This window comes from Marinobacterium aestuarii (assembly GCF_001651805.1).
In the GTDB taxonomy this organism is placed as follows: domain Bacteria; phylum Pseudomonadota; class Gammaproteobacteria; order Pseudomonadales; family Balneatricaceae; genus Marinobacterium_A; species Marinobacterium_A aestuarii.
This window is the reverse complement of record NZ_CP015839.1, coordinates 2,677,681-2,695,797: the sequence shown is the minus strand read 5'-3', so window position 1 is coordinate 2,695,797 and position 18,117 is coordinate 2,677,681. Positions and strand designations below refer to the sequence as shown.

18 protein-coding genes and 1 pseudogene are annotated in these 18,117 nt (G+C 59.1%); 11 read left to right on the top strand and 8 right to left on the bottom strand.

Annotated features, from left to right (window positions below):
• Window positions 1-206: 206 nt before the first annotated feature.
• Entirely contained in the window at window positions 207-446 is a 240-nt protein-coding gene (locus A8C75_RS11850) for a hypothetical protein (RefSeq protein ID WP_067382424.1), read from the bottom strand.
• A gap of 478 nt (window positions 447-924) precedes the next feature.
• Between A8C75_RS11850 and A8C75_RS11845 the strand changes: the two genes are divergently transcribed.
• The 3 genes from A8C75_RS11845 (at window position 925) to A8C75_RS11835 (ending at window position 3,629) form a co-directional block, all read left to right on the top strand.
• On the top strand, window positions 925-1,302 hold the full coding sequence (locus A8C75_RS11845) for a hypothetical protein (RefSeq protein WP_067382421.1): 378 nt from the start codon (window positions 925-927) through the stop codon (window positions 1,300-1,302).
• A gap of 124 nt (window positions 1,303-1,426) precedes the next feature.
• Window positions 1,427-2,500 (top strand): AraC family transcriptional regulator, encoded by a 1,074-nt coding sequence (locus A8C75_RS11840; protein WP_067387243.1) that lies wholly within the window; start codon window positions 1,427-1,429, stop codon window positions 2,498-2,500.
• A gap of 178 nt (window positions 2,501-2,678) precedes the next feature.
• Window positions 2,679-3,629 carry a hypothetical protein gene (locus A8C75_RS11835; RefSeq protein WP_067382418.1) on the top strand — a complete coding sequence of 317 codons (951 nt, stop codon included), beginning with the start codon at window positions 2,679-2,681 and terminating at the stop codon, window positions 3,627-3,629.
• Window positions 3,630-3,670: 41 nt separating this feature from the next.
• On the opposite strand, the gene A8C75_RS23050 is transcribed toward A8C75_RS11835, so the two are convergent.
• Window positions 3,671-3,790, bottom strand: coding sequence for a helix-turn-helix domain-containing protein (locus A8C75_RS23050; RefSeq protein WP_227819900.1), 120 nt, complete (start codon window positions 3,788-3,790; stop codon window positions 3,671-3,673).
• 8 nt (window positions 3,791-3,798) lie between these two features.
• Here A8C75_RS23050 and A8C75_RS23355 point away from each other — a divergent pair.
• The 3 genes and pseudogenes from A8C75_RS23355 to A8C75_RS11825 form a co-directional block, all read left to right on the top strand.
• Window positions 3,799-3,926: pseudogene (locus A8C75_RS23355) on the top strand (TRAP transporter large permease subunit); the annotation flags it as partial.
• Between the two features lie 141 nt (window positions 3,927-4,067).
• On the top strand, window positions 4,068-4,679 hold the full coding sequence (locus A8C75_RS11830; RefSeq protein WP_067382414.1) for a 3'-5' exonuclease: 612 nt from the start codon (window positions 4,068-4,070) through the stop codon (window positions 4,677-4,679).
• A gap of 272 nt (window positions 4,680-4,951) precedes the next feature.
• Entirely contained in the window at window positions 4,952-5,422 is a 471-nt protein-coding gene (locus tag A8C75_RS11825) for an aminoacyl-tRNA deacylase (RefSeq protein WP_067382411.1), read from the top strand.
• Window positions 5,423-5,482: 60 nt separating this feature from the next.
• On the opposite strand, the gene A8C75_RS11820 is transcribed toward A8C75_RS11825, so the two are convergent.
• From A8C75_RS11820 to A8C75_RS11810, 3 genes are all read right to left on the bottom strand, one after another.
• Window positions 5,483-5,884 (bottom strand): DoxX family protein, encoded by a 402-nt coding sequence (locus tag A8C75_RS11820; protein ID WP_067382408.1) that lies wholly within the window; start codon window positions 5,882-5,884, stop codon window positions 5,483-5,485.
• A 173-nt stretch (window positions 5,885-6,057) separates the two neighbouring features.
• A complete protein-coding gene (locus A8C75_RS11815) occupies window positions 6,058-6,510 on the bottom strand; it encodes an NUDIX hydrolase (RefSeq protein ID WP_067382405.1) in 453 nt (150 codons plus the stop codon).
• 90 nt (window positions 6,511-6,600) lie between these two features.
• Window positions 6,601-7,554, bottom strand: a complete 954-nt coding sequence (locus A8C75_RS11810; protein WP_084784025.1) for a LysR family transcriptional regulator — start codon at window positions 7,552-7,554, stop codon at window positions 6,601-6,603.
• Between the two features lie 120 nt (window positions 7,555-7,674).
• Here A8C75_RS11810 and A8C75_RS11805 point away from each other — a divergent pair, with 120 nt between their 5' ends.
• On the top strand, window positions 7,675-8,655 hold the full coding sequence (locus tag A8C75_RS11805) for an aldo/keto reductase (protein ID WP_067382399.1): 981 nt from the start codon (window positions 7,675-7,677) through the stop codon (window positions 8,653-8,655).
• 47 nt (window positions 8,656-8,702) lie between these two features.
• On the opposite strand, the gene A8C75_RS11800 is transcribed toward A8C75_RS11805, so the two are convergent.
• Entirely contained in the window at window positions 8,703-9,605 is a 903-nt protein-coding gene (locus A8C75_RS11800; protein WP_067382396.1) for a choline sulfate utilization transcriptional regulator, read from the bottom strand.
• Window positions 9,606-9,747: 142 nt separating this feature from the next.
• Between A8C75_RS11800 and betC the strand changes: the two genes are divergently transcribed.
• Window positions 9,748-11,268: a choline-sulfatase gene (betC, locus tag A8C75_RS11795; protein ID WP_067382391.1), complete on the top strand. Its 1,521-nt coding sequence runs from the start codon at window positions 9,748-9,750 to the stop codon at window positions 11,266-11,268.
• 83 nt (window positions 11,269-11,351) lie between these two features.
• Window positions 11,352-12,314: a choline ABC transporter substrate-binding protein gene (gene choX, locus A8C75_RS11790; RefSeq protein WP_084784024.1), complete on the top strand. Its 963-nt coding sequence runs from the start codon at window positions 11,352-11,354 to the stop codon at window positions 12,312-12,314.
• Between the two features lie 303 nt (window positions 12,315-12,617).
• Here the strand turns inward: choX and pyk are convergent, their stop codons facing one another.
• Together pyk and gap are read right to left on the bottom strand one after the other, a co-directional pair.
• Window positions 12,618-14,066, bottom strand: coding sequence for a pyruvate kinase (pyk, locus tag A8C75_RS11785; protein WP_067382388.1), 1,449 nt, complete (start codon window positions 14,064-14,066; stop codon window positions 12,618-12,620).
• A gap of 16 nt (window positions 14,067-14,082) precedes the next feature.
• The gene (gap, locus tag A8C75_RS11780; RefSeq protein WP_067382384.1) at window positions 14,083-15,087 is read right to left on the bottom strand and encodes a type I glyceraldehyde-3-phosphate dehydrogenase; all 1,005 of its coding nucleotides are present in this window, start codon (window positions 15,085-15,087) and stop codon (window positions 14,083-14,085) included.
• Window positions 15,088-15,303: 216 nt separating this feature from the next.
• On the opposite strand from gap, the gene edd reads away from it, so the two are divergent.
• Both edd and A8C75_RS11770 read left to right on the top strand, forming a co-directional pair.
• Window positions 15,304-17,133: a phosphogluconate dehydratase gene (gene edd / locus A8C75_RS11775; protein WP_067382381.1), complete on the top strand. Its 1,830-nt coding sequence runs from the start codon at window positions 15,304-15,306 to the stop codon at window positions 17,131-17,133.
• A complete protein-coding gene (locus tag A8C75_RS11770) occupies window positions 17,130-18,092 on the top strand; it encodes a glucokinase (protein WP_067382378.1) in 963 nt (320 codons plus the stop codon). The genes edd and A8C75_RS11770 overlap by 4 nt, the downstream gene beginning before the upstream one ends.
• Window positions 18,093-18,117 lie beyond the last annotated feature (25 nt).

Below are 18,117 nucleotides of genomic sequence, written 5' to 3'. Positions count from 1 at the left end.
TAGCGTCTAAGCATTTGATATTAAAAAGTAATAGATTCCTTAAAATAGTTTATACCGTTATCTTATAATTTGTTTCTAGCCATTAAAGATAGTTACGCAGGGTAGGGAGCTGTCCGATCAGAGCCTGCTATACGCCTGTACAGACGCAACAGTGCAGGCCTGGCCTGGCTTTCGCTCTAGCTGCGGCAGGCCTATGACTGTGCCGTCTAATGGCGCTGCTTCAGTTGCTGAAAGTAGGCCTTGAGCTCAGTCTCTGTCGGTTGATGCTGAAATGCCAATTCGCCGTCGATCAGTATGTTGGGTGAGTGGCGAAGATTGTGCCGGCTGACCAGTTCGGGATGATCTTCCAGGTAATTAACCTGATAGCCAATACCCAGATCGCGGAATTCTCGTTCTATATTGGCCACTGTAAAGTCCGTTTTGGTGACGAGCAGTTGAACTCTCATGATGCTGTTCCCCCGGTTGTTAAGCTCTAAGCTGCTTCCTTGCAAAGTAGTGATACTGACCACGGACAAATCATGTCCGTACAGTTATAGAGCCCTGCGGCGCCTGAACGTGCACAAAAATTTAACTTATTAATCGGGCAAACAGGCAGGTTTCCTGCCTGTTTGCCCGCCTGGTGAATAATTAAAACGGTATCAATAGAGGTGAGTCCCGCCAGTCGGCCTGGGGTGGCCGGTCGCTCGGGCGTGGCGAGGGGCTGATAGAGGACCAATAGTCATGATGATTCTGCCCTTATCCCATCAAACTCCATGCTCGATTAGCGCAGGGGCCAGTGCTTCATTGGCTACACTTAAGCCACCTGTGCCCGTGGTTGCATGATGATCAATGCCAATGCTCGCCTTCGAGCGGCCGTGCTGCGGATAAACAGGACGCCCTGCAGGATTAAATTACACAGCTGAAATGCTTTGAGGGAGATTTTTTATGTATCTGAAATACGTCCGCATGCTTGTGTTGCTGGTCATTACCGCCCTGGTGGCGCCGGTGAGCCTGGCGGATTCGCCTGGAACCAAAACGATTGCGAATATTCTCTACAGCTTCAATCATTTTCCCGCCGAGGCCGCACAGAAATCGTTGCTAAGAATTGCACAGGATCCCGGCAGCAGTGAAGGGGAGAAGGTTGTCGCCCTGGCCCTGGCCAGAACGGAGCACAAGGTTAAAAGTGAAGATGCGGCCGCGCTGGAGCAGCTACTCGAAAGCGACAATGTCAGCGACCAGATACGTGCTCTGGCGCGCATACTGCTGCATCTCAATCACAAGCCTTCGGATGAGGATATGGCAACGATCAAGGTGATGCTCTGAACCATGTTGAATCCCGTTGCGGGCGCCGCTTAAACGGCGTTCTTTAGAAACACCCGGGGCTGTACCGGCGCCTGCTTCGCCTGTAATATTTTCAACCAGTTACAAGATTATGGTCACCTTGTTTATGTCAAAGTCTGACGCCGTTGCGATTGATTATGTTGATAGCTTGCTGGTTCATGCCGAACAAAAAGGCTATGACGTTAGCTCGTTGCTGCGCTCTATCGGGCTGTCCCGTGCCGATCTGGAAGGGCGGGAGGATTTTCCGGCCGAGCAGTTCGGGCAGCTCTATCAGCGCATGATGTGGCTGGTGCAGGATGAATCTTTTGGCATGCTCAGTGGCGGGCGCATGCCCAATGGCACCTTTCGCATGATGTGCTTCAGTATGATTACCTGCGCCACTCTGGGCGAGGCTGTACGCCGCTGCAGTCAGTTTTACGAGATCTGCAAGGGGCCTACGGTCAAGCCCCATATTGATATCGAGGGCAGCAACGCCGTGTTCCGCTACGTGGCGCTCAGCTCAATGCCCGCCGATACGGTCAAACGGCTGGTATCCAACGAAACCCCTGGGCTGATTCGCTCCTCGCTGTCAATCTGGCATCACTTTATGAGCTGGATGCTGGGGTATCGGCTGCCGTTGGCAAAGGTGGGTTTTACTTTCGCCGCCCAACCCAACCTCAATGATTACCAGAACCTGTTTCAATGTCCGCTGGAGTTTAACGCGCCGGAAAATTGCCTGGTGTTTTCGGCGCAGCAGCTCGACATGCCCATGATGCAAAATGCGGAAACCCTGCGCAGTTTCCTGCGCACGGCGCCTTATCAGTTAATGGTCATGGTGAACGGTGATCGCTCGGTCAGTGCCCAGGTGCGGGGTCTTATCGGGCGGGATTTCAGCCGGACACCGCCCACCATTATTGCGGCGGCGAGCGCGCTGAACATGTCCTCACGCACCCTGCGGCGCCAGCTCGAGCGCGAGGGCACTACCTACCAGGCGCTGAAGGATCAAAGCCGCTTCGCCGCGGCGCAGGAATACCTCAATTACCCCGATATCAGCGTCCAGGACGTCGCGTCTATGCTCGGCTTTACCGAGCCCAGTGCTTTTGTGCGCGCCTTTCGCAAATGGAGCGGCATGACACCGGCCGTCTATCGCCAGAGTCACCGCACAGAGGCCGGCGAGCCCAGCCCGGTTGCGGGCCTATAGCCCATTAAGTGCTCTCATACTTGATGCGTACTTCGACTTAAATAGCCTCCAACACTCTATCGCTGGGCGGGCGACGCTCATTTTCGGTAACAAGGGGGGAGAGCGGACACGGCTATACTGCAGGCCGGAGCCTGGGCTGCCGTATTGCAGCGCAACAGGCTCTGCACGCGGGGTCGCCATGCCATTTCTAAGGGTTCTGTTTGTACTGCTGATTCAGCTTTGGGTACCCCGGGCCGAGGCGGGCTCGCGCGTGGCGATCGTGGATCGTTTCTTTCCCGCATCAGGCCCTCTGGCGACGGTGCAGGAGCAGGAGATGCAGCGCTGGATGTACGGCATGCTGGATCTGGATGATGACCAGATCAAGGAGCCCTATTACCACGGCGACCTGGTGCGCCTGATTGCGGCCCATCCCCGGCTGACATTTTTCCTTTATCCCATCAGCAGTGACCGGCCACCACTGGACTCCATTGCGCTTAACCTGCGTGAAATAAGGGCCCGGCTGGGACGTCAGCCGGTGGATGCGGTGCTGTTGTCCTGGGAGTCATCCACCCTGATCAGTGCCTTCGAGGTGCCGCTGCACCGGTCCCGGGCCGGGCACTACCTGGCGCAGCTGGAGAAATGGAGTGAAACCGACGGCAGCTGGGCGCCAACCCTGGCGATTATCCGGGAGCTGGAAGCCCTGGTCGATGCCGGTGTCACAGTGGTAACCATTGCCGGCAATGGCGGTCGCGGTATGGTGAACACCTTTTCGTTTGCCCGCGGCGTGATCACTGTCGGTGCTATCGAGCCCGAACTGGCCCATTTCGTCAGCGACAATGCGCTGGTAGATAGGCGCGAACAGGCGGCGTACTTTGCCAGGCTTCTGAGCGCAGCAGACGGAGAACTGCTGGGGTATGACCTGAGCGGCGATCTGTGCGCGGACATTCCGCTGGCGAGGTTGAGCAGTTACAGTCAGGGCGCGCGCGATCTGCCCCTCAGACCCTGGCCTCCGCTGAAAGGCTCGTCCTTTGCCGCCCCGGCGGCGGTGAAGAAAATCCTGCTGGCAGGCTTAGACCCAGACTCCGACTCCGGCGTTAAGCGCTCTGGCGAATCGACCGGGGATCACTGTGGGCGCCATGCTGCACCCTGATGCTGCGCTCTGTAGCCTCAGTCAGCGTTGACTGATCGCGCTCAGCTGATTTTTTTCAGTTTGTCGTAGAGGTTGGCGCAGGATATGCCGAGTATTTTTGCCGCTTGAGTCTTGCTGCCGTGGCAGTAGGCCAGGGCAGCAACAATGGCGCTGGCCGGCATGGATGTGGTTTATCGCCTCAGCCGGCACCCTCGGCATCCTGATTCCGCCCAGCATCATGCTGGTGATCATGGCGGATCAGTTGGCGCTATCCGTGGGGGACCTGTTCATGGGGCGGTGGTTCCGGGTCTGATGCTCTGGCTGCCGGCCAATGCTTACGACTAACAGGGCGGTATATGGCAGCTGAGGTTGTCCGGCAATACAGGCCGCGCGACTCAGGCCCGGACCGGCGTTATAATGCGCGCCGGTCTGGGTTTAAGAAGTGAGTAGGCGGTACTGATGTTCAATGCTGACACTGTGGTGATACTGGATTTCGAGACCACGGGGCTGTCGCCCGACGGCGGGGATCGGGCCATCGAAATTGGTGCCGTGCGACTCGAAAACGGCCAGGTTACCGGGCGTTTCCAGGAGCTGATGAACCCTGGTCGGCGCGTTAGCGGCTTTATCGAAAGCTATACCGGCATCAGTAATGCCATGCTGGCCGAGGCCGCCGGCAACGCCGAGGTCATGGCGCGATTCGCCGATTTCATCGGCGATTTCAATCTGGTGGCGCACAATGCTTCTTTCGACAAGCGCTTTCTGGATGCGGAACTGGCCCGTATCGGCAGGCGTTACCCGGGGCAGTTTGCCTGCTCCATGCTGCTGGCCCGCAGGCTGTTTCAGGCAGCCCCCGACTACAAGCTGGGCACTTTGGTGCGTTATGCCAATATTCCTGTCGAGGGTGTATTTCACCGTGCCCTCTACGATTCCGAGATGACCGCCAAGCTCTGGCTGGCGATGCTGTCCGAGCTGTCGGGCCGCTGTCGTCTGGGCGAGATTCCGTTTGAACTGCTGTACAGGATCAGCAAAATGCCGAAAAAGTCCGTCCCTGGATTTGTAGCGACGCTCTGACCTCTCTGTACGGCCTGGTGTTGCGAGCCTGTTTTCCGTTCTGTGCCGATTGTCGCGTTTGCCAAGCCTCGGGGCGCCCTGCAGCGCGGACACCGGACGATACCCGTCTTGATCTTTTTCGTGATGCTTTTTGTCGCGGCGGCACCCACTGCCAGATTGGCTTTGATGGCTTAGAATTAACAGGCAGGCGGGGCTCTGGCCGCGGGAGCTGCGTCGCTGTCACCGTATTTCCACAACGGGAATGTCTGCGGCTTTCAACCGGAGATCAGGCCATGGCAATTGCAGCCAACGTAAAAAGCTATCTCGACGCTCAGGGTGTCCAGTACGAACTGATAGGTCACTATCTGACCGGGTCCAGTCATGAAAGCGCTGAAGCTGCCCATATTGATGAGGGGCATATTGCAAAGGCCGTCATTCTGACAGGACAGCAGGGCCCTGTGATGGCCGTTGTGCCGGGTGATACTTGGGTCAGTCTGTCGGCCGTGCAACGGATGCTGGATCGCGAGCTGGTGCTGGCGCAGGAAAATGAAACCGCCAGCCTGTTTGCGGACTGTGATCAAGGGGCGATACCCCCGCTGGGGCCGGCGTATGGCATCGAAACCCTGCTGGATAGTGCGCTGGAGAGTCTGGCGTTTCACTACTTTGAAAGCGGCGATCATCAAACCCTGTTAAAGGTCAGGGGGGAGGACTTTTTCAAGCTGCTTGGGGGTGCCCGCCGCGGTCATTTCTCCAGCGCGGACTGAGGTCTAGATGCTCCTGAGCACCTGTGCTGACAGAGCACGGGTGCTCGGGGAGCACCAGGTTCAGCGCCCGCCAAACAGCCGGTCCAGGCTCAGCGGCCCTGGGCCGGCAAAGGCCAGATACAGGAAGACGAAACTGTACATTGCCGCCAGTTCACCGCCGTTGAGCATCGGCCAGAAGCCCTGCGGGGCATGGACCATAAAGTAGGCCACAGCCATCATGCCACTGAGCAGGAAGGCGATCGGGCGACTGAACAGCCCTACCAGTAACAGGGCACCCCCAAAGAGCTCCAGCACGCCGGCCAGGCCTATCAGGGACATGATTTCCGTCGGATTGTTGGGCGGCGCCGGGAAGGCCAGCAGTTTTTGCCCGCCGTGCTGCATGAACAGAAAAGCGGACACTATTCGCACCAGGCTGAGAAGCCAGGGGGTAACGCGGGTGTTAAATGATTCTACGCCAGACATGGGGCTCTCCTTCAGGGACATCCTGTTGCTTGCCTTTGGTTTTAACGGGTGCAGGATCAAGCTGTTACACCGCTCAGTATAGATAACAGTCTCGAAGGGCAAGGCAAGCGAATGCCTGAAGCCGTTAGGTGGGGCTGCAGGCACGGTCTGCGCCTTATGTTGGGCGTTATGTTTTAGGTGACGCGGGCGTGGGAGAGCGCCAGATCCAGCACCGGCAGCACGCTGTCGGTCAGAGGGTAGTCACCGCGGCGCAGCTGCTCGATGGGAATCCAGCGGGCATCGGCGGCATCGTCCGCAGCGCGGGGCTCGCCTGCGCGCCAGTGGCAGTAAATCACCACCAGCAGGTAGTGGTAATCCAGGCTCGCGCCACTGCGGCCCATAACATCAAGTGCCGTGAGGATGCTGCCTGCGCTTGCCTGTACGCCGGTTTCTTCCTGGAGTTCGCGCAGCGCCGCCTGCTGCACGGTTTCGCCGGCCTGAATCTTGCCGCCGGGGAAGCTCCAGCAGCCGGCATTGGGGGCCTGGCCACGCTGCACCAGCAATGCACAGCCGTTTTGCAGCAGCACGGCGCTGGCGGCGGGAATGGGCCCTGGCTGTAACTCAGTGGCGCTGGCGTCAGTCGTCATGGAGGCTCGGTAGGCTTTGGCAATGCGGGGCTCGCAGTATAGCAGTCGGGCAGTGCCGGTTGCGCGTCGACCAGGCCTGCGTTGTTGCCACTAGTGGTCCTGTTGCCGTGGCAACCGAATGGGTTTTCGCAGTTCCTCGGTGAGAAAATCCACCAGCAATTCCACCCGCCGCAGGCGATAGCGGTGCTGCGGATACACCAGCGACAGAATCGCGGGTTTCAACACCCAGCCAGGCAGAAGCTGCACCAGAGTGCCGCGTTCAAGGGCGGCCTGCAGGTAGATGCGCGGCAGGATGGTGAAGGCCGTTCCCTGCAATGCCGCCTGTTTCATGACATGGCCATTACGACAGCGCAGACGGCTGTTTGCATGCCATTCGATACTGTCCTGCTGCGGGACCAGGGCATCACTGGAGCCTGAGTGGCTGAAATGGTAACGGGTCAAAGAACCCAGGGCTGCGGGCCGTTGCGACAGCCCGTCGGGGTGCAGCGGCATGCCATGGCGGGCAATAAAATCCGGGCTGGCGCAGACAATGGATTCAAGCTGCTGCAGCGGGCGGGCAATCAGGCTGGAATCCGGCAGCTCGCCCATGCGCACCACCAGATCGAACTGGTCGCTGATCAGATCCACCCGATGGCTGCTGAAATCCAGATCAATCGTAATCTGCGGATAGAGCGCCATAAAGCGCAGCAGTATCGGGCTGAGCCATTGTTCACCGAGGATACCGCCCACGGAGTTGATGCGAATGCTACCGCTTATCTGCTGTTGCTGTGTCTGGGCGTCATCCACCGCCAGGCGCAGCAGATCCAGCCCCTGGCGGCATTGCTGGTAAAAGGCGTCACCGACGTCGGTCAGGCTGATGCGCCTTGTTGTGCGCTGCAGCAGAGTAACGCCCAGTTCCTGCTCCAGCCTGCTGACGGCCTGGGACAGGCGCGATTTGGATGTATCCAGGGCATGGGCAGCAGCGGTGAAGCTGCCCGCCTGTGCCACGGCAACAAACTCGGTAATGCCGGCCTGCATGGCGTTGCTCCTGTTGGGCTTTTTCATAGGGTACTTATTGTATCCATATATTAAACAGTTCGTTAATTAATAGGGTATTTATTAACAATAGAACGGACCCTAAGCTAGGCCTCTGTTTGAGACAGGTTAATAAAGGGGTATAGCTACATGCATACACGGATCTTGGGCAAGACGGGGTTGCTGGTCAGCGAGGTAGGCCTGGGGTGCTGGCAACTGGGCGGGGATTTCGGGCCTGTGCCTGAGACCCGGGCGACGCAAATTCTGGATGCCGCCTGGGAGCAGGGCCTAAGCCTGTGGGACACCGCCGATGTCTATGGGGCCGGGGAGAGCGAGCAGCGCATCGGTGACTGGCGGGGCAGAACGGGCCATCCGGCCACGGTGATTACCAAGCTGGGGCGCGATGCAGCCCTCTATCCGTCGGGTTACACCAAGGCCGGTGTTCGCGCCAGTCTGCAGGCGTCAGCACGGCGCCTGGGTGTGGAGACTCTGACGCTGGCGCAGCTGCATTGCGTGCCCTTTGAGGTACTGCGCGATGGCGAGATCTTTAGCTGGCTGGATGAGCTGTGCAGCGAAGGCCTGATTCAGCATTATGGCGCCAGTGTTGAAACCCTGGAGGAGGGGCTGCACTGCCTGGCCCAGCCCAATCTTGCCAGCCTGCAGATCATCTTTAACCTGTTTCGCCAGGATGCCATCACCGAATTGCTGCCCGCCGCCCAAAAAGCCAATGTGGGTGTGATTGTGCGCCTGCCACTGGCCAGCGGCTTGCTGTCGGGGAAATTCGGGCTCGATCATCGCTTTGCCGAACAGGATCACCGCAATTTCAACCGCGATGGCCAGGCGTTCAATGTGGGTGAAACCTTCTCTGGTTTGCCATTTGAAACTGCCGTGACTCTGGTCGCAAGATTGCAAACCTATGTGCCGCAGAACATAACGCTGGCGCAGTTGGCACTGCGCTGGATACTGGATCAGCCGGCGGTATCGACGGTGATTGCCGGTGCCAGCAAGCCTGGGCAGGTGGCGGCGAATGGGGCGGCCAGTGCTTTGGCTCCACTGTCGCCCGAGCTGCATAAGCAGCTGTTTGCATTCTACCAGCGCGAGGTCAGAGCCCAGGTGCGTGGCCGTATCTGATCAAAAAAAATCGGCGATCTGGCGCCCGTTCCCTTGGTGACAGACGCTTAGTCTGGGCTGGCTTGAACCCGCAGCCAATCGGCGAAATGCTGCACTATGGGTGACAGTTTTCGCGCCCGGGGCAATATCAGGTAATAACCGTAGTGCGAGCTGACAGGCTCGTCCAGCAGCGATAGCAGCAGGCCGCTGTCGAGCATGGAGTCCACCAGCGGGCGCCAGCCGATGGCAACCCCCTGGCCGGCGATGGCGGCCTGCAGCAGCAGGGTGTAGTTGTTGAACACCAGATCAGGCTCGCGCGGCGTTTCTTGAATATCGAGCGCCGCAAACAGCCGTGACCAGTTAAACCAGCGTGCATTATGATCCGCTTCCAGTTGCAGCAAGGGCATCCGGGTCAGTGTTGGCCCGCTATGCTCCCAGCGTTCTCGCAGTGCCGGGCTGCAGACGGGCACCACCCGTTCATCGAATAACTGCACGCTGCGCCCGGGTGCTTCGCTGCCATCGCCGAAGTTGATGGCGATATCAATATCGGCCTGGTCCGGTGTGATCTGGTGCTGCGCGGTGATAACCCGGACTTCGGTGCCGGGGTGGAGGGCTCTGAAGTCTGCCAGGCGCGGTACCAGCCAGAAGGCCGCCAGGGCAAAGTCCGTGGCGACATTGATAATCTCCTTGGCCTGTTTCTGCTGTACCGCGGCAATGCCTTTGTGCAGGCGTTGCAGGCTCTCGCTCACGGCGTCAAACAGCAGCTCGCCGCCGGCGGTCAGACGCACGCCCCGGTGCAGGCGCTGGAACAGCTGCACTCCCAGGGCCTCTTCAAGCCGGCTGATATGCTGACTGATGGCCGACTGGGTGCTGTCGAGTTCCCGCGCCGCCGCGGTAAAGTTGTGCAGTCGTGCGGCGGCCTCGAAGGCCTGCAGGCTCGCAGTGGGCGGCAGAAAACCGGGCTTTGACATTAGTGTAACTAATCTCTTGTATTAGTTTTGACCCAGTTTACAGCAATGCTGCGGGCGCGCAGTATCTTCTCTAACACTTATATCGCGGCCTCTCTGTGCGGGGCCTGAGTATTCACAAGGGTTAGAGGAGTACCTAGTTGCCATGAGTAAAACCAAACCCAATATTCTGTTCATTATGGCCGACCAGCTGGCTGCATCGGCGTTGCCGGTATACGGTCACCCACTGGTGAAGACACCCAATCTCAGTGCGCTGGCCGAGCAGGGCGTGGTGTTCGATTCTGCCTATTGCAACAGCCCGCTCTGTGCACCGTCCCGTTTCGTACTGATGTCCGGCCGCCTGCCATCCAAAATCGGCGCCTACGACAACGCGGCCGAGCTGCCGGCCGATGTGCCGACCTTTGCCCATTATCTGCGCCATCTGGGCTATCGCACGGCGCTGTCGGGCAAGATGCATTTCTGCGGCCCGGATCAGCTTCACGGCTTTGAAGAGCGCCTGACCAGCGATATCTATCCGGCGGACTTTGGCTGGGCGGTGAACTGGGACGAATTTGAAGCCCGCCCGACCTGGTATCACAATATGTCGTCGGTGACCCAGGCCGGTCCCTGTGTGCGCACCAACCAGCTGGATTTTGACGATGAGGTGGTGTTTAACGCCCGCCGTTATCTGTATGACCATGCCCGCAGCAGCGATGATCGTCCGTTCTGCCTGACCGTCTCCATGACCCACCCCCACGACCCCTATGCGATTCCGCAGGAGTACTGGGACCGCTACGACAATGACGATATCGACCTGCCGGACGTCCATATAGCGCCTGAAGATCAGGACCCGCACTCGGCGCGCCTGCGTTTCGTTTACGAAATGGACAAGACCGAAATCACCGAGCAGCAGATTCGCAACGCACGCCGGGCCTATTACGGTGCCATCAGCTATGTCGACGATCAGATCGGCACTCTGCTGAAAACCCTGAAGGAAACCGGGCTGGATGAAAACACCATCATCGTGTTCTCCGGCGATCATGGCGACATGCTCGGTGAGCGTGGTCTCTGGTACAAGATGAGCTGGTTCGAAAATTCCGCCCGCGTACCGATGATCGTGCATGCGCCGGCCCATTTCGATGCCGCGCGCATCAGCGCCAGCGTCTCGACCCTCGATCTGCTGCCCACCTTTGTCGACATGGCCAGCAACGGCGAATTCAGCGGCTATGCCACCCCGATCGAGGGGCGCAGCCTGGTGCCTCATCTGCAGGGCGCCAAGGGGCATGATGAAGTAATCGGCGAGTATATGGCCGAGGGCACTATCGCCCCTGTGCTGATGATCAGGCGTGACAACTACAAGTTCATTTACTGCTCCACGGACCCGGCCCAGCTGTATGACCTAGACGCTGACCCGAAGGAACTGAACAATCTGGCGCAGGATGCCGTCCAGGCGGGTCTGGTGGCGGCGCTTATGCAGGAAGTCAGTGCGCGCTGGGATATGGATGCGCTGCATCAGGATGTGCTCTGGAGCCAGCGCCGCCGTCGCCTGGTGGCCGATGCGCTGAGCAAAGGCAAGGTCACGTCCTGGGATCATCAGCCTTTCGTCGATGCCAGTGTCCAGTACATGCGCAATACCATCGACCTGGATGATCTGGAGCGCCGCTCGCGCTTCCCCCATCTCGACTGAAGAACGGGATTGAGCCAGCTCACTAGAAGGTGGCCTGGTTTTTACGCTTGATTTTGAATACTCACAGACGCAGGGCAATAACAATGAATGTGAAATATGAAATGACCTTTAAACGCTGTGCGCTGGCCGGCGCCATGGCGCTTGGGCTGGCTGCAACGGCACAGGCTGCCGCAGCCGCCGAGGCCCCGCAGTGCGAGCAGGTTCGCCTGACCGATCCCGGCTGGACCGATATCAGCGTCACCAACGCACTCGCCGGCACAGTGCTCAGGGGGCTGGGCTACAGGCCCTCAGTGGATTTGCTGGCGGTCCCGATTGGTTTTGAAAGCCTGAAGAAAGGCGAGATCGATGTATTTCTGGGCAACTGGATGCCGGCGCAGCAGGGCTTTATCGACAAGTACGGCCCTGAGCTGGATCTGGTACGCAGCAATCTTGAAGGCGCAAAGTTCACCCTCGCGGTGCCGACCTATGTGTATGACAGCGGTATCACCACCTTTGCGGATCTTGGCAGCCGGGGCGATGATTTTCGCCAGCGCATCTATGGTATAGACCCGGGTGCGCCGGCCAATAGCCTGTTGCAGGGCATGATCGACAAGGGGGACTTTGGTCTTGAGGGCTGGAAACTGATTGAATCCGGCGAGCAGGCCATGCTGAGTCAGGTGAGCCGGGCGGTACGCAAGAATGAGTCCATTGTCTTTCTGGGTTGGGCGCCGCACCCGATGAATCTGCGGGTCGACATGCGCTACCTGGCAGGTGGCGATGAATACTTCGGCCCCAACTATGGCGGTGCCAGTATCCATACGGTTACGCGCAAGGGTTACAGCGCCGAATGTCCCAATGTGGGCACGCTGCTGAGCAATCTGGAATTCAGCCTGGACATGGAAAGCGCCATCATGGGTGCCATTCTGGAAGACGGCAAGAAGGCGGATCTGGCTGCGAGCGAATGGCTCAAGGCGAATCCTGAGGTGCTGGCAGGCTGGCTGGAAAACGTCACTACCCGTGACGGTCAGCCGGGACTGGCGGCAGTGCAAAACCATCTTGGGCTTTGATGCGGGCAGTATGAGGCAGGTAAAAGAGGAAGCGTAAATACAAAGCAAACGCGCGGGCATAAAAAAGCAGGCAACCGAGGGAATCCGTTCGGTGCCTGCCAAGACCGTTATCGATACATCATACCTGCAACCAATATGAGCCTGTGAGCCAACAGACGATAACGGGAGCCACTCCAAGAAGCCTGTCGGGTTTATCCGACCGTAGATCAGTGTTAAGCCCGGCAGACTGCAATGAGTGAGGTGCAGAAGCTGAGGCCAGGCCCCAGCTTCTGTGTAACTCCTGGAACTTTTAAAGCTTAAGGCTTAAGCAATAGCCTGACCCACCTTGACCACTTTCATGGTGTTGGTGCCACCCTGAGCGTTCATGTAATCACCCTTGGTGATGACAACCAGGTCACCGTCGACAACCACGCCGCGTTCGATCAGTTCGTTGATGGCGTTCTGATTGATCTGGCTCGGTTCCATGGCTTCGCTGTAGAAGGGAATGGTCTGGACGCCACGGTACAGCGATACCCGGTGCTGGGTATCTTCACGGCGCGACAGCGCAAAGATTGGCAGGGGCGAGCGAATGCGGGACATGAGCAGGGGAGTAAGGCCCGACTCGGTCATGCAGATGATCGCCTTGACGCCACGCAGGTGGTTGGCCGCATAGATGGCCGACAATGCGATGCTTTCGTCTATAGCTTCAAAATTTTCGTGGATGCGGTGCTTGGAGCGGTGCGTGATGGGGTGGCGTTCAGCCCCCATGCACACCCGCGACATGGCTTCCACGGTTTCCACCGGAAAGTCGCCGGCGGCGGTTTCGGCCGACAGCATGACTGCATCGGTGTAATCCATCACGGCATTGGCCACATCGGACACTTCGGCACGGGTCGGCATCGGGCTGTTGATCATCGACTCCATCATCTGGGTCGCGGTGATCACTACCTTGTTGAGGGCACGGGCACGGGCGATGATGTGCTTCTGCACCGCCACCAGTTCCGCATCACCAATTTCCACCGCCAGATCGCCACGGGCAACCATGACGGCTTCGGAGGCGCGAATAATGCCATCCAGAATGGCGTCGTCGGCGACGGTTTCAGCACGCTCGATCTTGGCGATCAGGCCGGCGTTGGAGCCGGCGGCGCGCAGCAGTACGCGGGCTTCTTCCATATCGGCCGCATCCCGGGGGAAAGACACGGCAACATAGTCGACGCCAATGGCGGCGGCTGTCTTGATGTCTTCGCGATCCTTGTCGGTCAGCGCCTTGGCAGACAAACCACCGCCCAGGCGGTTGATGCCCTTGTTGTTCGACAGGACGCCGCCCACCAGCACGATGGAATCGATGCGGGTATCGGATACCGCGGTTACCTTGAGCTCAACGCGGCCATCATCCAGCAACAGGACATCGTCGATGCGGGCATCGCGGATCAGGTCTTCAAAGTCGATGCCGACCTGATGTTCGTCGCCCGCATCCTTGTCCAGCGTCGAATCCAGCGCAAAGGCCTGGCCCTTGGTCAGGCTAACCTTGTGGTTCTTGAAGCGCGAGATGCGAATCTTCGGCCCCTGCAGGTCGCCCAGAATGGCAACGAAGCGACCCTGTTTGCGGCTGATTTCACGTACTAGGGTGGCACGGGCCTGGTGGTCTGCAGCTTCTCCGTGGGAGAAGTTCAGGCGCACCACATCGGTACCCGCGGCGATCAGTTTCTCAAGCATTTCCGGGCTGCTGGTAGCAGGTCCGAGCGTAGCGACGATCTTTGTTCGGCGTAACATTATTAATGCTGCTCCATTAGGCCGGGGCGTTAACCAGGGCAAGAGTGTTATCAAGCATGCGGTTCGAGAAGCCCCACTCGTTGTCGTACCAGGCCATGACCTTGACGAGACGGCCGGAGACTTTGGTCTGAGTGGCGTCGAAGGTCGACGACAGGGGGCAATGGTTGAAATCGACGGACACCAGCGGCAGGGTATTGAAGCCCAGTACCGGGGATTTTTCCGCCGCGGCCTGCAAGAGTGCGTTGACTTCGTCTACCGTGGTGGTGCGTTCGGCAATGAAGGCAAGATCGACCAGGGAAACGTTGATGGTCGGTACACGCACCGCCATGCCGTCGAACTTGCCAGCCAGTTCCGGCAGTACCAGACCTACCGCAGCCGCGGCGCCGGTTTTGGTCGGTATCATGGACTGGGTCGCAGAGCGGGCACGGTACAGATCGGTGTGGTAAACGTCCGACAGGTTCTGATCATTGGTGTAGGCATGAATCGTGGTCATCAGGCCGCTTTCGATGCCGATTTCGCGCTGCAGAACCTGCGCCACCGGTGCCAGGCAGTTAGTGGTGCAGGATGCGTTGGAAATAATCTCGTCGCTCTGGCGCAGAGTGCTATCGTTAACACCATAAACCACGGTGGCATCGACGCCGGTACCGGGCGCCGAGATGATGACTTTGCGTGCGCCGGCGCTCAGGTGAGCTGCCGCTTTTTCACGGCTGGTGAACAGACCTGTGCACTCGTACACAACATCAACGTCCAGGTGCGCCCAGGGCAGTTCCGCCGGGTTACGTAAAGAGGTGATGCTGATGCGGTCGTTGTTGACGGTCATGGACTCGCTATCATGGCTTACGCTGCCGTTGAAGCGGCCGTGCACGCTGTCGAACTGGAACAGGTGGGAATTGATAGCGGCATCGCCGAGGTCGTTGATAGCGACAACGTGGATGCGATCACGGTAATTGTTTTCGTAAAGTGCCCGCAGGACATTGCGGCCAATGCGCCCAAAACCATTAATAGCAACGCGTATTGTCATGTCAAAAACCTCTGCTACATCTATATGCTGTTTTAATTTTGTAAAACTTACGCTTTTGATGGAAATAAATCAAACATTAAAATAAAAAATTGGTAAACTTACCAAACTTAGTCGAATCATTGCCTTTATATGGCCGCAAGCTACCGACTCGGCGTCGCAGTTTGCATTTTATACGTAATATTCCGAGTACAAGAACACTTACCTCCAGGAGTTGCCATGCATTCCACCGTCGAGCAAGTCACCGCACGGATCATCGCCCGCAGCAAAGACAGCCGTGATGCCTACATCAGTCGCATGAAGGCGGCCGAGGAAAAGGGCGTACATCGCTCAGCCCTGTCCTGTGGCAACCAGGCCCATGGCTTTGCCGCTTGTGGCGCGAGCGACAAGCAGGCGCTGAAGATGACCAACGCTGTCAATGTTGGCATCGTTACCGCCTACAACGACATGCTGTCGGCGCACCAGCCCTATGAAGACTACCCCAACAAGATCCGTGCCGCGGTACGCGAACTGGGATCTGTCGCCCAGGTAGCGGGCGGTGTTCCGGCCATGTGCGACGGTGTCACCCAGGGCCAGCCCGGCATGGAGCTGAGCCTGTTCAGCCGTGATGTCATCGCCATGTCGACCGCCATCTCGCTGTCCCACAACATGTTCGATGCCGCACTCTATCTTGGCATCTGCGACAAGATAGTGCCGGGGCTGCTGATGGGCGCCCTGAGCTTTGGACATCTGCCGACCCTGCTGGTGCCGGCAGGCCCCATGCCCAGCGGCCTGCCCAACAAGGAAAAGGCCCGTATTCGTCAGCTCTATGCCGAGGGCAAGGTTGGTCGTGATGCGTTGCTCGACTGTGAGTCCAGCTCCTACCACAGCGCCGGCACCTGCACCTTTTACGGTACCGCCAATACCAACCAGCTGGTTGTCGAGCTGATGGGCCTGCACCTGCCGGGTTCGTCCTTCGTCAATCCGGGTACAGAGCTGCGCGATGCCCTGACCCGCGAATCCGCCCGTCAGGCGATACGCATTACCGAACAGAATGGCCGCTTTACGCCGCTGTACGAAGTGGTGAATGAAAAAACCATCGTCAACGGTCTGGTGGCACTGCTGGCCACCGGCGGCTCGACCAACCACACCATGCACATGATTGCCATCGCCCGCGCTGCCGGCATCATTATCAACTGGGACGACTTCTCCGACCTGTCCGATGTAGTGCCCTTGCTCGCGCGTATCTACCCCAACGGCGAAGCGGACATCAACCACTTCCAGGCCGCCGGCGGCACCTCCTTCCTGGTGCGCGAACTGCTGGCGGCGGGCTTTATGCACGAAGATGTCGTCACCATCATGGGCGAGGGCATGTCGCACTACACCCAGGAGCCTTTCCTGGAAGATGGCAAACTGGTGTGGCGCCAGGGCGCGACCGAGTCGCTGGATCCCGCCGTACTGCGTGGCGCGGCTGAGCCCTTCAGCGCCAACGGTGGTCTCAAGCTGCTCAAGGGCAACCTGGGCCGCGGTGTCATCAAAATCTCTGCGGTCGCCGCCGAGCATCAGGTGGTTGAAGCACCGGCGCTGGTGTTTGATGACCAGGAGCAGGTGGCAGACGCCTTCAAGCGCGGCGAGCTGGAAAAAGACTTTATCGCTGTCGTGCGCTACCAGGGCCCCAAAGCCATCGGCATGCCCGAGCTGCACAAGCTGACACCCTACCTGGGCACGCTGCAGGACCGAGGCTTCAAGGTGGCGCTGGTCACCGACGGCCGTATGTCCGGCGCTTCCGGCAAAGTGCCGGCCGCCATTCATGTCTGGCCGGAAGCCGCCAATGGTGGCCCGCTGGCGCGGGTGCGCAACGGTGATCGGGTGCGTCTGGATGCCCTTAACGGCAGCCTGGAACTGCTCATTGACGCCGCCGAATTTGCGGCCCGTGAAGCGGCGCCGGCCAGCGAAATGCTCGGTCATCATCAGGGCATGGGACGTGAACTTTTCGCACCGCTGCGCAAGCAGGTCAGTGGCGCTGAAGAGGGCGCCAGCATCTTCTTCCAAGAGGAGAGCCGTGCATGAGTGAGTATGCACTGGTTGGCGATATCGGCGGCACCAATGCGCGCCTGGCGCTGGTGAAGCCGGGCCACGTCGAGCTGGAGCATATACGCACGCTGCCCTGTGCGGAATTCGACAACCTGGATGCGGCCTGCAACGCCTATCTTGCCGATGCCGGCCTGAGTGGCGTCACGCGGGCCTGTCTGGCCTTTGCCTGCCCGGTGCAGGACGAGCAAATCCGCATGACCAACAATCACTGGGCCTTCAGTCGCTCAGCGATGCAGCACACCCTGGGGCTGGATCAGTTCCGGCTACTGAACGACTTCACCGCCATGGCACTGGGCATGCTGCATGTCCAGCCCCATGAGCTGGTTGCCATTGGCGGCGGCGAAAGTCTGGCCGGCAGTACGCGACTGGTGATTGGCCCCGGTACCGGGCTTGGCGTGTCAGCGCTGGTGCCGGCCGGGGATGAGTGGGTGCCGCTGTCGACCGAGGGTGGTCATGTCAGCTTCGCCCCGACAGATGAGCTTGAAATCGCCATCTGGCGCAGCCTCAGGGATCAGTTTGGGCGCGTATCGGTTGAGCGGATACTCTGCGGCCAGGGCCTGGTGAATCTGTACCAGGCCATCGCCCATTACCGCTCGCTGCCGGCCAGGCTGACGCGCCCGGCCGAGGTAACAGCGGCGGGATTGGCGGGCGACCCTCTGGCCGAAGAGGCGCTGGCGCGCTTCTGTCGCATTCTGGGCGAGCAGGCCGGCGACGCGGTGCTCACCGTTGGCGCTCGTGGCGGGGTTTACCTCTGCGGTGGTATTCTGCCGCGCATGCAGGAATTTCTACTCTCCAGCGCCTTTCGCGAAGGCTTTGAGGCCAAGGGCCGCTTTAACGGTTATATGACCAAGGTGCCGGTGTGGCTCTGTACCGCAGAGTACCCGGGCTTGCTGGGTGCCGCTGCCGGGCTCGATAATTCGCGGGTACAGGGTTAACACCGATATAACGCCGCTAAAGCAC

Bases quoted from the DNA above. Each gene is read 5' to 3' on its own strand.
- gap (WP_067382384.1), bottom strand. From the start codon at position 15,087: ATGACAATACGCGTTGCTATTAATGGTTTTGGGCGCATTGGCCGCAAT.
- A8C75_RS11815 (WP_067382405.1), bottom strand. From the start codon at position 6,510: ATGACGACTGACGCCAGCGCCACTGAGTTACAGCCAGGGCCCATTCCC.
- A8C75_RS11830 (WP_067382414.1), top strand. From the start codon at position 4,068: ATGTTCAATGCTGACACTGTGGTGATACTGGATTTCGAGACCACGGGG.
- edd (WP_067382381.1), top strand. From the start codon at position 15,304: ATGCATTCCACCGTCGAGCAAGTCACCGCACGGATCATCGCCCGCAGC.
- A8C75_RS11800 (WP_067382396.1), bottom strand. From the start codon at position 9,605: ATGTCAAAGCCCGGTTTTCTGCCGCCCACTGCGAGCCTGCAGGCCTTC.
- A8C75_RS11770 (WP_067382378.1), top strand. From the start codon at position 17,130: ATGAGTGAGTATGCACTGGTTGGCGATATCGGCGGCACCAATGCGCGC.
- A8C75_RS11840 (WP_067387243.1), top strand. From the start codon at position 1,427: ATGTCAAAGTCTGACGCCGTTGCGATTGATTATGTTGATAGCTTGCTG.
- A8C75_RS11845 (WP_067382421.1), top strand. From the start codon at position 925: ATGTATCTGAAATACGTCCGCATGCTTGTGTTGCTGGTCATTACCGCC.
- pyk (WP_067382388.1), bottom strand. From the start codon at position 14,066: ATGTTACGCCGAACAAAGATCGTCGCTACGCTCGGACCTGCTACCAGC.
- A8C75_RS11805 (WP_067382399.1), top strand. From the start codon at position 7,675: ATGCATACACGGATCTTGGGCAAGACGGGGTTGCTGGTCAGCGAGGTA.
- A8C75_RS11820 (WP_067382408.1), bottom strand. From the start codon at position 5,884: ATGTCTGGCGTAGAATCATTTAACACCCGCGTTACCCCCTGGCTTCTC.
- betC (WP_067382391.1), top strand. From the start codon at position 9,748: ATGAGTAAAACCAAACCCAATATTCTGTTCATTATGGCCGACCAGCTG.
- A8C75_RS11835 (WP_067382418.1), top strand. From the start codon at position 2,679: ATGCCATTTCTAAGGGTTCTGTTTGTACTGCTGATTCAGCTTTGGGTA.
- A8C75_RS11850 (WP_067382424.1), bottom strand. From the start codon at position 446: ATGAGAGTTCAACTGCTCGTCACCAAAACGGACTTTACAGTGGCCAAT.
- choX (WP_084784024.1), top strand. From the start codon at position 11,352: ATGAATGTGAAATATGAAATGACCTTTAAACGCTGTGCGCTGGCCGGC.
- A8C75_RS11810 (WP_084784025.1), bottom strand. From the start codon at position 7,554: ATGAAAAAGCCCAACAGGAGCAACGCCATGCAGGCCGGCATTACCGAG.
- A8C75_RS23050 (WP_227819900.1), bottom strand. From the start codon at position 3,790: ATGCCGGCCAGCGCCATTGTTGCTGCCCTGGCCTACTGCCACGGCAGC.
- A8C75_RS11825 (WP_067382411.1), top strand. From the start codon at position 4,952: ATGGCAATTGCAGCCAACGTAAAAAGCTATCTCGACGCTCAGGGTGTC.